11 protein-coding genes are annotated in these 14,072 nt (G+C 43.0%); 9 read left to right on the top strand and 2 right to left on the bottom strand.

Features of this window, described 5'->3' with window-relative positions:
* Window positions 1-162: 162 nt before the first annotated feature.
* Window positions 163-816: a methyl-accepting chemotaxis protein gene (locus G625_RS0117515; protein WP_029202128.1), complete on the top strand. Its 654-nt coding sequence runs from the start codon at window positions 163-165 to the stop codon at window positions 814-816.
* A gap of 5 nt (window positions 817-821) precedes the next feature.
* A complete protein-coding gene (locus G625_RS0117510) occupies window positions 822-1,856 on the top strand; it encodes a hypothetical protein (protein ID WP_156885178.1) in 1,035 nt (344 codons plus the stop codon).
* 495 nt (window positions 1,857-2,351) lie between these two features.
* Here the strand turns inward: G625_RS0117510 and G625_RS20785 are convergent, their stop codons facing one another.
* The gene (locus G625_RS20785; RefSeq protein WP_049896006.1) at window positions 2,352-4,928 is read right to left on the bottom strand and encodes a methyl-accepting chemotaxis protein; all 2,577 of its coding nucleotides are present in this window, start codon (window positions 4,926-4,928) and stop codon (window positions 2,352-2,354) included.
* Window positions 4,929-5,299: 371 nt separating this feature from the next.
* Between G625_RS20785 and flgB the strand changes: the two genes are divergently transcribed.
* The 7 genes from flgB to G625_RS0117465 all read left to right on the top strand — a co-directional run bounded on the left by flgB (window position 5,300) and on the right by G625_RS0117465 (window position 13,087).
* Window positions 5,300-5,689: a flagellar basal body rod protein FlgB gene (gene flgB, locus G625_RS0117495; RefSeq protein ID WP_029202126.1), complete on the top strand. Its 390-nt coding sequence runs from the start codon at window positions 5,300-5,302 to the stop codon at window positions 5,687-5,689.
* 168 nt (window positions 5,690-5,857) lie between these two features.
* Window positions 5,858-7,990, top strand: coding sequence for a chemotaxis protein CheA (locus G625_RS0117490; protein WP_029202125.1), 2,133 nt, complete (start codon window positions 5,858-5,860; stop codon window positions 7,988-7,990).
* Window positions 7,991-8,004: 14 nt separating this feature from the next.
* Window positions 8,005-8,490: a chemotaxis protein CheW gene (locus tag G625_RS0117485; protein WP_029202124.1), complete on the top strand. Its 486-nt coding sequence runs from the start codon at window positions 8,005-8,007 to the stop codon at window positions 8,488-8,490.
* Between the two features lie 63 nt (window positions 8,491-8,553).
* Entirely contained in the window at window positions 8,554-9,366 is an 813-nt protein-coding gene (locus G625_RS0117480; protein WP_029202123.1) for a CheR family methyltransferase, read from the top strand.
* Window positions 9,367-9,478: 112 nt separating this feature from the next.
* Window positions 9,479-10,561 carry a protein-glutamate methylesterase/protein-glutamine glutaminase gene (locus G625_RS0117475; protein ID WP_029202122.1) on the top strand — a complete coding sequence of 361 codons (1,083 nt, stop codon included), beginning with the start codon at window positions 9,479-9,481 and terminating at the stop codon, window positions 10,559-10,561.
* 20 nt (window positions 10,562-10,581) lie between these two features.
* On the top strand, window positions 10,582-11,733 hold the full coding sequence (locus G625_RS21725) for a C39 family peptidase (RefSeq protein ID WP_049896005.1): 1,152 nt from the start codon (window positions 10,582-10,584) through the stop codon (window positions 11,731-11,733).
* A gap of 169 nt (window positions 11,734-11,902) precedes the next feature.
* Window positions 11,903-13,087: a CgeB family protein gene (locus G625_RS0117465; RefSeq protein WP_029202121.1), complete on the top strand. Its 1,185-nt coding sequence runs from the start codon at window positions 11,903-11,905 to the stop codon at window positions 13,085-13,087.
* 50 nt (window positions 13,088-13,137) lie between these two features.
* Here G625_RS0117465 and G625_RS20775 read toward each other — a convergent pair whose 3' ends face one another.
* Complete coding sequence (locus G625_RS20775; RefSeq protein WP_049896004.1) at window positions 13,138-14,052, bottom strand: hypothetical protein; 915 nt, start codon at window positions 14,050-14,052, stop codon at window positions 13,138-13,140.
* Window positions 14,053-14,072 lie beyond the last annotated feature (20 nt).

The raw sequence follows: 14,072 nt of genomic DNA, 5'->3' as shown, positions 1-14,072 counted from the left end.
AAATTTCTTTCCTTACATCCCTAAACTTAAATCCATCTGATTTCCGGTACATAAAACCTCAAAATATATCGAAATTCCATGCATATTGCCTTATTAAATAAAACTAAACCGTCGACTAAAAATATAGCAATGATTTTGAAAATCAATCAAGGAGACGTGAACATGAAAATAAATGATTTTTGCAACATGCAGGAGCTTTCATCCATAGCTAGAAACTGGTCAAAGCTTACAGGACTTAAAGTTGATATCACCGATACCGAGGGTAATGTTATCGCAACCTCCATGGATTCTTCACAGGATGCCGCCGATCCCGGTTTTTCAGAGAATGAAGATGAAAACTCTGAATCAGCCTTTACACGCCACGCATCCGTTGAACTGAAGATCCGTGACGAAGTTATAGGCACTGTAACCGTAACAAATCCCGATGAGTCCGATGCTGACTATTCCGTGGTTATTCCTTTGATCGACAGCCTTTTAAACGGCTATATTTCAAACCAGTATTACGTTTATGCCGATGATAAGGTTCTGTCACGTCTTTCCGATGGCATCAAAGAAACTAACGGTCTGGTAAAGAAAGTTATTTCCAGCACAAATACCCTTAAGGGTATCCAGAAACGCCAGAAGATAGTTGCCATCAATGCAAGTATCGAAGCTGCTCGAGTAGGACAGGCAGGCCGTGGTTTTGCCGTTGTTGCCGAGGAAGTAAAGAAGCTCTCTGATGCAAGTTCCGAAGCCAATGACAAGATCGAACGTGTTGTCAATCAGATAAGAGATGTTGTTTCTACTCTTTCTCTTGATAAAGATGATAACGCATAAAAAACATGAAGAAAAAACTTCTAACGTCGCTATTGCTCCTTAGCATAGCGACGACTATTGTCTCATATCCTATATATAGTTACGGAGCTGAAGAATCAACCGAAGAGGCTGCTGTCTCCGAAGAGGGTGCAGAAGGCGAAGAAGGCACTGAAGAAGTCGAAACCGATGAAAACGGTGAACCTGTAGAGACCACCACGGAACCTGAAACAACAGCACCGGATCTTAGTTACTTTGCCATGGTAACCAACCCTGAGGGCGCTAAATTCTATCAGGAGCCTAAAGATGACAGTGCTTACAGCATTAACATCCCTATCCCTCAGAATACAGTTCTTCACATTCTTGAGGATGCAAGAGATCCAAACGGTGTACTGTGGGGTTACACCGTCTATGCCGATCTCAAGGAAGGCTACGTAAAACTCGTGGACCTCTCTTATATACAAGCCAAAACCGCCGCGCAGATGGTGCAGGATAAGTTCAACGGCAACTGGGGAGAAGGCTTCGTTAAGGTTGACGGAAAAGGTTCACCCGTAACCTTCAATGCCATTTCTCCGGAAGAGCTGGCCGAAGCCGAAGAAAGCAATGCCAATGATACCGGAGGCAATAAGTATGATGAAGACACCGGTGAAATCACCGCTGTTGTAGGTGAAACCAACGAAGACGGCAGTCCAGTAATCGACGTCACCATGAACACCGACGAAGCCGGAAACGTCATCGAACCAGAAAGCGAAGTGGAATCCAGCGAAGAAGCAGAAGAAAAAAAATCCGGAGGCTTCTCCATATTTTCCTTCCTCATAGGCTTCTTCACAGTCATCATTCTTGAAGGTCTCGTAGCAGGCATAATGATCCTTCTCAAAGTCCTCAAGAAAAAGAAGAAAGCAAAAGCCGAAGCCGGCGGTGCCCCCGAAGCCGAAGGCGAAGGAGACGGCAAGAAAAAGAAAAAAGGCTTCAAACTCCCTCTCCCCAAAATCAAAATCAAACTGCCAAAACCCAAACTCCCCTTCGGCAAGAAAAAAAAGAAAAAAGCCGAAGACGAAGAATAATAATTCAAAGACCGTCCAACCATTTCCGGTTGGACGGTCTTTTTTACTTCCCCCTTGCCATAACCTTCCCCCATTTTAGGATGTCCCCCATGTATCATGTTCGTACCGCTTTTAATAACGTAAAGAAAATGCAGACGATGTACGACATGATTCAAAACGTGAAGAAAATGGAATGGATGTGTGGCTAGGCTTGCGAGTTGAAAGAACATCCGGCTTTGTATGTACGGCACAGACGCACGCCAGTGCATCTGGGACGAACATACAAAGCCGGATGTTCTTTCAATCTCGTGGGCCGCCACGCATCCATTCCATTTTCTGTCCCATTTCAAAACCTTGACTCGTCACCAATCTCCTGCATTTTCTGCCCCATTTCACAATGATACAAAAAGGACAGCCGCCACGCTTTAGGGGAACGTTCTGGCGACTGTCCTTACATTGGGGATGTTTATATAAAGTAGAGTTCTACTTCATACACTTGATATTCTTCAATCCCGATCAATACTTATCAGCCCCATTATGTGAAGTAAAAGTCTTCACCGGGATTGATGCGGGATCTACATTGGTGAGATCTGTTCCGTCAAGATCTGATGGAATAAATCCCTCGTCCTTACTTGGCGGAATATACGGAATCTCATTTTTGGGCTTAGATGCCGTTGCCACAGGTTTAACGGGGTCTGCTTTCTTAGCTACCGGCTTGGCACCCATTGATACAGGCCCGGTCTTTTTGCTCTCATACTTTTTAGGTTTTGGAGCAGAAGCCTTAACAGCTGAACTATCAGCTCCATGTCCGCTTAACTTCCTATCATCCGTCGTTTCCGGAGGGATGTAAGCCGCAGGTTCAGGAGGGATATAAGTCGCTTGTTTCTTCTTATAAGTCGATTCCGCACTCTTCAGCTTAAACTTTTCAACCAGACCGTGCATGATATTAGCCTGACCGGCAAGCTCTTCCGCTGCTGCTGCAGACTGCTGTGCTGTTGCGGAATTGGTCTGGACAACTGATGATATCTGATCTATTCCGATAGTAACCTGTGATACACCTCTTGACTCTTCTTCAGATGCCGCTGAAATTTCATCAACAAGAGAGGTAATCTGAACGGATTTCTCTGTAACTGTACCGATAGCAGTAACTGTCTCTTCAGAAATCTGTCCGCCACGCTGTACAGCTTCTATGGTCTCTTCAATAAGTACGGCCGTATTCTGTGCAGCTTCCTGAGATTTCTTTGCAAGATTACCGACTTCATCCGCCACAACTGCAAAGCCCTTTCCTGCAGAACCCGCTCTTGCAGCCTCGATGGCAGCATTGAGAGAAAGGATATTGGTCTGGAAGGCAATATCATCGATGGTCTTAATTATCTTACTGATCTCATTGGACTTATCGATGATATCATCCATTGCAGTTGTCATCTCTGTCATTTTTTCATTTGATGCCTTCATAGCCTCACCGGCCACGGTTCCAAGCTCTGAGGCTTCCTTTGCCTTTGATGCAGTAATCTTTATCTTGTGGGATATTTCATTCATCGTTGCAGAAAGCTCCTGTACAGACGATGCCTGTTCGGTTGCGCCCTGAGCCAGTGCCTGTGCAGCATCGGAAACCTGCTCCGCTCCGCTTGATACCTGTTCAGATGATTGTTTGATATCAAGCATCGCCTGATTCAGAGTATCGGTGATGCTCTGCATGTCAGTAAGAAGTGGTGCATATGCCCCGACATAATGGTGGTCACCATCATTAAGATCTACCTGGAAATTACCCCTGCTTATCTCTTCAAGCTTATCTGAAATATCACCGATGATATCCTGCATTCTTTTTACGATCAAACTTATGCCGTTTAAGGCAACTCCTATCTCATCGTTTCTATGATAATCGAAATCTATATCAAAGTTTCCATGTGCAACTTCTCCGGCAACAGATGAAATCTTGGAAAGCGGAGCCAGATTCTTATGTACCAGAGTATATGTAAGGAACAGTATCAGCGCAACGATCAGTATGGATGCAATGATGATCATATTCCTTATACTGTTTGCAGTCGCATTGTACTCTTTTTCCGATACAGCCGTCATTACCCACCAGGTCTTATTTCCCATTTTCAAAGGAGCGTAGAACCTGAGTACAATGTCTCCCGCAGCGGATCTGGTAGTGACTACAAACTTCTCGCCTTTATCAAAGCCTGCCTTTATCTTCTTATGTGCATCTTCATCTACGACTTCCCCAAAGCGCTTACCGATATTCTGGGTATTTGTAGAGTAGAGGATATACTCATTTTCATTGATTATATTACTGAAAAGTGAAGAAAAGCTCTTGCCGGTATTATCAACAACCTTAAAAACATCCGCATAGACATCAATGATAACCGCACCCACGGTGGAACCACTGCTATTATTTATAGGATAATAACAGGTGATCATATTGACGCCATCTTCCACATAAGGATCGGAAAAACCGTTGCCTCCCTCCTTCAGCGCCTTTGTATAGTAGACCTCATTGCTGTATTCATCATAGGCAAGATTTTCCACCAGATTCTGTTCCGCATCACTTATATTTACGTATGGAGCGTAGTTTTCGATATGCTTCGAAAACGCTCCCGGTTCCATAAGGAAGCCTACACCATATACAGCATCATTATCACGTACTGCTTCAAAAAGCTCGTTTACAATGATGGTCTCAGCTTCAAAACGGCTCGGCGATATAGGAGTACCCATAACCCGGCTTATAAGCTTAAGCCCCTTATCGCTGGAATTCTCCAGACCGGATTTCACCTCCGAAGTCCAGTCTGTGGTGAAAGAACCGTCGATATCATCTTCCTTTTCATTGATTATCTTTATAGCACTTTTCATGCTATGATAAATCTCATTGGTTCTCACCAGAATGCTGTCAACCTTATCCACACTTGCTTCAGAAAGCTCCATAAGAGACTCTCCTTCAAAGTTCTGGATGGTTTTACTGGACAAAACAGACACAAATACCGCTAATATTATAAGGCACACCAATATGGCAGCGCCTATAGTCAGCGATAATCTCACACCAAGCTGCATGTCCTTTGTTACATTTTCCAATTTCTTTCTTTTCTTATTCATTACTACGCCTCACTTCGTGTAATCTCTGTACACATGTTACATAGACTTCATATCGGCTGTTTGAGAAAGCATTATAAGGATTTGATATATATTTATTTTTGCAATTATACAGTTGTCCGCTTTTCTACTTTAATTAATATCTGTTTTTAATTTTCACATCTTCATAGGAAAAAATCACCTGAATAACATATTTACAGACATGGAAATGAAAAAATAACCTTAATTGCTTATAAATGCTCATTTCCTAGTCGAAAGAGTATTAAGGATGTCTGATGATAACCATCAGGGCATTATGGACAAAAAACCGATCGATCAATTATTCAGAAGGATCTGAATCCAATCGAACGAAGGATCGTCGATAAGGAGTCATTATGTTAAATCTATATGGAAACGGAATCAATCTGACGGAACGTACGCTGGATTTTCTGTGGGGCAGACAGAATATCACTCTCAACAATATTGCGAACGTTGATACTCCGGGATTTAAATCCAAATATGTTACCTTCGAAAACATTATGGGAAGAAAAATCCGGCATGCCCAGCTGGAATCGGCAACAGCTAAAGAAGTGGAGCGGGCCATCGACAGCACGAGAGCCACTGTTCATACCACAACCAATGAGTCCACAAGGCTTGACGGAAATAACGTGGATATGGATCAGGAACAGGTAGAGCTTGTAAGGACAACCTTTGAGTATCAGCTCATGGTCCAGTCCCTGAATAATGACTTCAGCCGTTTAAAGGATTCGGTGGCTACCTTCTAATGTAGTTTCCGGGAACAGTATTACAAATGAACTAAAAATAACCGTAATTTTCAGAAAAAAATTTCTGTAATATCATTTTTTCGTAAGATTACTCTTATTTTTTAAAAATGTTTTGACGAAATAGCTACTAGTGTTGAAATTGTTTAATTAAAGGTGGTACAGAATCATATGAATGCAGAAATGGAAGGAATGCTTGATACTTATCTCTTTGAGACTAATGGTCTTCTTGACCGTCTGGATGAGATCCTTATGGAAGCCGAGAAAGTCGGTGAATTCTCAACAGACAATGTAAACGAGATTTTCCGTATCATGCACACGATCAAGGGTTCAAGTGCGATGATGGAGTTAACTCCTATCTCCGTAATCGCCCATCGTATCGAAGACCTTTTCTTCTTTATCCGAGATAAGGGCATTGAGTTCCTTAATGAAGATCAGAAAAAAGGCCTGTTTGATCTGATGTTCAAATCAGAAGATTATCTCCGCGGCGAGGTCGGCAAGGTTGAAGCCGGTGAGGAAGTCGATCCGGATATCACCGAATTCCAGTCTGCAATCGAAGCCTACCTGCAGAAGCTGAAGGATGGTGAGTCCGCCAGCGAAGGTGCCGCTCCCACAACAGGCGGTGATGCAGCCGCTCCTGCAGCAGGATCCTCCAAGCTTCCGGACGATCCAAGTGCACAGGTATTTATCCATATATTCCTTGAAGACGGAATCGGAATGGAGAATCTTCGTGCATTTATGATAGTAAATGCATTGAAGGAGAACGGAATTGATTTCCGCTTCTATCCTTCAGACATGGATCAGAATCCTGACAGCGCAAAAGTTATCATAGAGGATGGCTTCTATCTTGCGTTTGATTCATTGGATACAGCAAATATGGCAGAGGAAGGTCTGAAGACCCAGTCGTATATCAAGAGCTGTGAGACTCTGGATGCTCCTAAGGCGGAGGATAAACCTGAGCCGGCTCCGGCAGCAGCGGTTGCCGAACCTGAACAGGCTCCGGCGGCAGCTCCCGCGGCAGCAGAGGCTCCGCATCCTGCACCGGCTCCGGCATCTGCCCCCGCAGCTGATAAGAAGCCTGCGGCAAAGAACACCGCACCTGTTAAGTCCAGTCTTATCAGTGTAAACCTTCAGAAGCTTGATGCCCTTAATGATCTTGTGGGTGAGATCGTTATCACAGAATCAATGGTAACATCATCTCCTGTTCTCAATCAGCTTCCACAGGAAGAGATGGACAGCTTCCTTAAGTCCGCAAGACAGCTTCGTAAGTTAACAGATGATCTTCAGGACATCTCAATGTCTCTCCGAATGGTATCCATCTCCGGTGTTTTCCAGAAGATGAGCCGTATCGTAAGAGATATGAAGACAAAGCTCAACAAGGACGTACGTCTCACCGTAATCGGTGAAGATACCGAAGTTGACAAGACCATCGTTGATGCGATTCAGGATCCTATCATGCACATCGTGCGTAACTCCATGGATCATGGTATAGAAGAAACCGCTCAGGAGCGTATAGCTGCCGGAAAGGATCCTCAGGGTGAGCTTATCCTTTCAGCTACTCACACCTCCAGTGAGGTCGTTATAGAAGTTAAGGATGACGGTTATGGCATGGATCCCGACAAGCTGCTTCAAAAAGGAGAAGAGCGAGGTCTTCTTGTAAAGCCAAAGGATCAGTACTCCAAGAAAGAAGCCCTTGGTCTCATCATGTTACCGGGCTTCTCAACCAACAAGCAGGTTACCGAATATTCAGGTCGTGGCGTTGGTATGGACGTAGTTAAAAAGAATCTCGAGTCCGTAGGTGGTACACTGAGTATCGATTCAGATCTTGGAAAGGGAACCACCATGACCATGAAGATTCCTCTCACACTTTCAATCGTTGATGGTATGAAGGTTGCTGTAGGTGATACAACATTTACTATCCCTATCGCCAACATCAGATCTTCCTTCAAGATCGATAATTCCGAGATCATACGTGATGAAAACGGAAATGAAATGATAGACCGTGACGGAGAGTTCTATCCTATCGTTAAGCTCAATGAATTCTATAATATTCATGGAAAGCATGACGAGGATATGACCGAAGGCATCATGGTATGGGTAGAATACGGCGAAAAGAGCTGCTGCCTGTATGCAGATGAGCTTATAGGTGAACAGCAGGTGGTTGTTAAGCCGCTTCCTCAGTTTGTTTCAATCTTTGATCTGAAGTCACGAGGCATCAGCGGATGTACGATTCTCGGTGATGGCACCATCAGTATCATTCTTGACGTACTTGGCGTATACAATGCAGCCATCGAAAATGCCTGAGAGGAGGAATATACATGGCAGAAGAAATGAATATCCAGGCAGCTACTTCCGAAGAAACTATCAAAGAGGAGCCTAAGAACTTACAGCGTTGCCTAACTTTTGAATCAGGTGACTTGATCATGTATATGAGCACCGATTATGTTACTGAGATCATTACGGATCAGTACATAACCACTCTCCCGCTTGTTCCCGACTATGTAAAGGGAATCATCAATCTGAGAGGTTCCGTACTTGCAGTTGTAGACATTCGTCTTCTTATGGGACTTGGTGCTACGGAATATACAAGTAAGACATGTATCATTATTTTAAATATAGAAAATGTACCGATCGGAATTGTTGTTGACAATGTACGTCAGGTGGTTGATATCGACCTTGACACCGTGAAGCCTATTCCTATGAAACGTCAAAAAAAGCTTCTTAACGGAATGCTCAATATGGATGACGGCACCGTTGCAATGTCATTTGATTGCGATGCACTTATCAATGCTAATGTCTTATAGTAACAATCGGCAGCTATCCGGGCAAAACCGGATAGCTTTTTGCCATATAAAGGGGATTTCATAATGGTCACATTAACAGATGAAGATTTTAACCGTTTATACAAGTATATACAAACAAACTACGGCATCGATCTCAGTAAGAAAAAGCAGCTCATAGTGAGCCGTCTTTCCAACACTCTCACTGCAGATGGTTATGAAAGCTTCCATGATTTTGTGGAGCTTATATTAAGCGGCAGGGATCAGGAATCAACTGTTTCCATGCTTAACAAGCTGACTACCAATTACACCTATTTCCTGCGCGAAAAAGAGCATTTTGATTTTCTGTGGAATACCATTCTTCCGGAGATAAAGAAAAAGCACGCAATGGACAAGGCAGTGTATATATGGAGTGCAGGCTGCTCCTCCGGAGAAGAGCCTTATACCATCATGATGTATCTTCTGGAGTTTTTTGGCCCCGAAGCCTCAAAATGGGATCTTCGCATCCTGGCCAGTGACATTTCCCAGAATATACTGAACTCAGCTATGAATCCAACCTACGGCGAGGACAGTTTATCAAAGCTTCCTCCCGCATGGCAGAAAAAGTATTTTATAAAACAACCGGACGGTAACTACACCATAGCTCCTGTCATAAAGAATAATGTTGTCTTTAGGACCTTTAACCTGATGAATCCCATAAAATGGAAGCACAGCTTTGATCTCATCTTCTGCCGTAACGTTATGATCTATTTTGATCAGCCCACAAAGGATGCTCTCGTCAAACGTTTTTACGATTACACCGACCCTGAGGGTTACCTTTTTATAGGCCATTCCGAGGGTCTCAATAAGGCAAATTGTCCATACAAGTATTTGATGCCTGCGATTTACCAAAAGGTTTAACTAAAGGAATTATTTTGTGATATACTTAGAATGACTTAATGTTTTACATGAGCTGAGAATATCGTCAACCCATGCACATCATTAACAAATCATCATAAAGGGGTTGTGTTATATGGCTTTAAAGGAAAAGATAAATGTATTTGTTGTAGATGATTCCGCTCTGTATCGTAGTTTTCTCATGAACAATATCGCAATTGACGATCGTTTTGCCATCGTTGGCCATGCAGTTGATGCCTTCGATGCAGCGAAAAAGATACCCGAAGTCAAACCTGATGTTGTCACACTTGATATAGAGATGCCCGGAATGTCCGGGATAGATTTTCTGAAAGAACTTCTGCCTAAGTATCCGGTTCCCGTGATACTTGTTTCGACCCTCAATATCCGTGTATTCGATGCTTTGGCTGCAGGTGCAGTAGATTACGTACATAAACCGGATTTCAATGACCAGAATGCTTCAGTATCTTTTGTAGAAAGACTGAGAAGCAAGCTCTACATTGCATCCTTTTCAAAGGTACATATGCCCCAGCAGGCTCATCCTGAACCCGGAAAAGCCATTACCGTATCACAAAATAATCTTATGAAGGAAACATCAGGGAATCTAAGGGTACCAACAGGTGCCGCACAGAAGATAATTGCCATAGGTGCATCTACAGGCGGCACGGAAGCTATCCTCAGTGTTGTACGAAACTTCCCGGCTGATATGCCCGGTGTAGTCATTACCCAGCATATGCCAGCGGGATTCACCACAATGTACGCTGAACGTTTGAACCGTATCTGCAAGATGGAGGTTCTGGAAGCAAAAAACGGCGATCAGGTAAAGCAGGGTCGTATGCTTCTGGCTCCGGGCGGATATCAGATGAGAGTCCAGAAAATGGGCAGCGGATATACAGTCAGTGTCACACAGGAAGATAAGGTCAACGGACATGCTCCTTCAGTAGATGTCCTTTTCAATTCTGTAGCCCAGAATGTTCGTGAAAATGCTCTTGGTGTCATACTTACAGGCATGGGTGCCGATGGTGCTATGGGACTTCTCAGAATGAGAAAGAACGGAGCTTTCACCATAGGACAGGATAAGGAATCCTGCGTAGTTTACGGTATGCCTATGGAAGCATATAAGATCGGCGCTGTATGTCAGCAGGCATCGCTTTTGAACATTCCTTCACTCATTTATAAACAGCTTGGTATAACCAAGTAAGATAAATCAGGCAGGAAAAAATGAGCACACAGACCGCTAATAAAAGTACAAATACCTGGGACGGTCTGAATTATGACCGTAAGGAAACATTTGTAGCCGGCAGCGCGGCTGCCGGTAGTTCAGGTGCGCATAAAACCCTGAGGGAACGTTTTAAGGATTTCCGCAGATCCACCCGTAATTATATAGATGCCCGGAAGGCTGAAAACCAGAACCTGAAAGCAAATCTCACAGAGGAAGAGATTTTTCTTGGACATGTCCTTCGGGCGGGGATAGCATTATCTGCCCTGACTCTGTCCATGAGCACTGCATATATGGTTCACCCTTATACAGCTCAGGATGTTGTGGATGTGGGCAAAACATCTATTCAGTCCGTCGATAAAACTGTTCGTATGCCTTACGATACCTACAGGGAATATTCCACCTTAATAGATGCCGATGACGCCGCAAAACAGGCACTTATGGCACAGAAAAGGGCTGATATGGCAGCTCAGGAACAGATACAGTCACATCTCTCCTCTTCCGGCGCTGAAGGTAATCCAAAGATTTACGCAGCGGATTCCAATGGTAACCTGATGGAGATGCTCCTGCCGGAGACTCTTCATTATGTGTATAATGACTACAACTCCGTTCTTGACACTGCGCTTGGTTCAATGCTTTATTTCTGCCAGAGTGACAGCCATTGGAAGGACTACAGGATCGCTGGGGTTGACCGTATGGGCGCCTATGGCTGCGGGCCGGTAACCATTTCCATGCTGGTAAACAGCTTTGCGAAAACAGATACTCCCATTACTCCGGTAGAGGTTGCCGACTGGGCAGTTGAGAATAAACTCTATGCCATTCACGGAGGCAGTTATCACAGTCTCATTCCCGAGGCTCTGGAGCATTATGGTCTGAACTGTACTTCCGTCACGGATCGCACTGCCGAAAAAGTAACAGAGCTTCTGAAGTCAGGACACGTGCTTATAGCTCTTATGGGAAAGGGTTCTCTTACAGATGCCGGTCACTTTGTGGTCATCACTCAGCTGACTTCTGACGGAAATGTCATGATCGCAGATCCTGCCAAGTTTGGCAACTGCCAGAAAGCTTGGTCTCTGGAACAGATCCTGAAGGAGCTGAAGGCTGCTTATGACGGCGGCGGACCGCTGTGGGCAGTGTCGACGGGGACGACATAGAATTATTAAAGATGAGTTAATGAGGAAGAGCGGGGCTCTTCCTTTTCTATTAGGCTTTTGTCGTACCAACCCTCCATATTGTCAGGTATTTTCCCTAATAAAATCAATACTTATAAATACCCCAAAAAAGGACGATATTAATTATTATGGTTAAATATAGGTAAAAATAATGAAAGTATTCTATATTGATGTCGAAAGCTTCTGTGCCAATGATTTCATTGATTCATTACTGAAGTACAGACTTCACGGAAAGAAAACAGAAATTTTTAAATATGCTTACTCCAATGATGGAAAATGGAATGATTCTGAAAGAGAATCCGATATGCTTCAAAGTATAGAAATTGAATCTCCGGATTTTGCCTTTTCTTTCAATTACTATCCACTGGTTTCAAAGGTATGTCAGAAAGCAGGACTTAAGTATATTTCATGGGTTTATGATAATCCTCAGGTGGCTCTCTATCACTATACTCTTGCAAACAGCTGTAATGAAGTCTTCTTGTTTGATTCAGAAATGTATGAAACCTTTGCATCCCAAGGGATAAAGACAGTTCATTATATGCCACTTGCTGCGTCAACAGAGAGACTTGATAGATTTTCTCTGAGTGATGCCAAAGCTGCTAAATACAGATCGAAGGTTTCCTTTGTGGGTTCCCTTTATACGGAAGAACATAACTTTTACGAGCGTATGCTTCCTAAACTGGATCCCTATGTTCACGGCTATCTTGAGGGATTAATGAAATCCCAAATGCAGATACATGGATACAATTTTATAGAGGATTCTCTTACAGAGACCATCATTGAAAAGATGTATGCTGCTCTACCTATTGAGCCACATAAAGATAGTGTAGAAACAAAAAGCTATCTATACGCGGATTATGTGATCAACCGAAGGATTACAGGTATAGAAAGAACAGAGCTTCTTAAAAGCATAGCAAAACGACATCCTGTGGATCTCTATACAAAAGACACGACCTTTACCGCACAAGGAATCAAAAATCACGGCATAATAAAATATTACAGTGATATGCCATATGTGTTTAAAGGTTCTGATATAAACCTGAATATCAGTCTCAGGAGCATAAAAAAAGGCATCCCTTTAAGATGCTTTGATATCATTGGCTGCGGAGGTTTTCTTCTCAGTAATTTTCAGGAAGATTTCCTTAGATATTTCGAGCCCGGTGTGGATTTTGTTTTCTATGAATCACAGAATGATCTTTTAAATAAGATTGACTACTTTCTCCTCCATGATGATGAGCGAAAAGCCATCGCAGAAAGCGCTTATGAGAAAATAAAGAAAGATCATAATTTTGATGTCCGTGTTGAACAACTCCTGACGGAAGCCGGAATAACGTAAGATAAAATGGTGTGGCAGTCTCCGCTATGTTGAGACTGTCACACTGTTTCTTATGCATCTGTTTCCTTAGTCGATCTTTTAACACTTCGAAATTCCTCAAGAAGTCGTTCACGAAATCCTTCATCCTTTGAGGCTCTGATTGCATCATCGCCACGATTATTTTTCCATAGATAATTCATCAAATCCGTGGCTTCTTCCCAACTCTTCCTCTTAATTGTTGCATCATGATTTTTCATTAAAGTTTCTTCATCAAATAATGCCAACATAATATCCATAACCTCCTCTCTTTCTCTCTCAAGATACTCCTCAAGAACCGCTTCCCTCTGGCAGATTCTGATAGTCTCATCCACAGCTTTCCTTGTCCGTCCGTAAATCTTCACCTGTTTATTAAAAATATGACAGAATCTTACGTACTGGTTGATGATATCACCCTGTGCTCCGTCATAAAGCATCTTTACTTTACAATCAACACGAATATCCTTCCCTTTGAAAAAACTTTCCTTTAGTGTTAGCTTTTCCGGTTTATACCGCTTCTCTGTCCCGGTATATATCACGTAAAGTTCCGGCACGGGCAATGCTACCTTATCTTCAGAATATATATCAAGTCCCTTTTTCTTTATGTACTTATACCACGTCTGCACCACATAAAGCAGGCAACGCACAACTATGTTTTCACTCCAGGTGCTCTGTGCTTCTGCTAATATTATCAGCCGTTCTCCAACCATAAAACCGAGATCGTTATACTGTTGGTTCAGCATATGGCTCTCTATGGTCATATGCGTTATCTCATCTATGGTCGTCTTATCATCCTCGGGATGTAAGGCTCTATATAGTTGATATGTATATTCTACCTTACTAAAGAGGTTTGTAAAAACGGAAGCCTTAGCTGCCCATTTACTTTTCGGTTCATCATCCAGAAAGTTGTCTAATTCTAAGTCTTTTTCTGTATCAATTTCTTTTTCCAACTATATTTCCTTTGCTTTCA

Origin of the sequence: Oribacterium sp. NK2B42, from assembly GCF_000424445.1 — a bacterium.
Taxonomy (GTDB): domain Bacteria; phylum Bacillota; class Clostridia; order Lachnospirales; family Lachnospiraceae; genus Oribacterium.
This window is presented reverse-complemented; position numbering and strand designations above follow the sequence as displayed.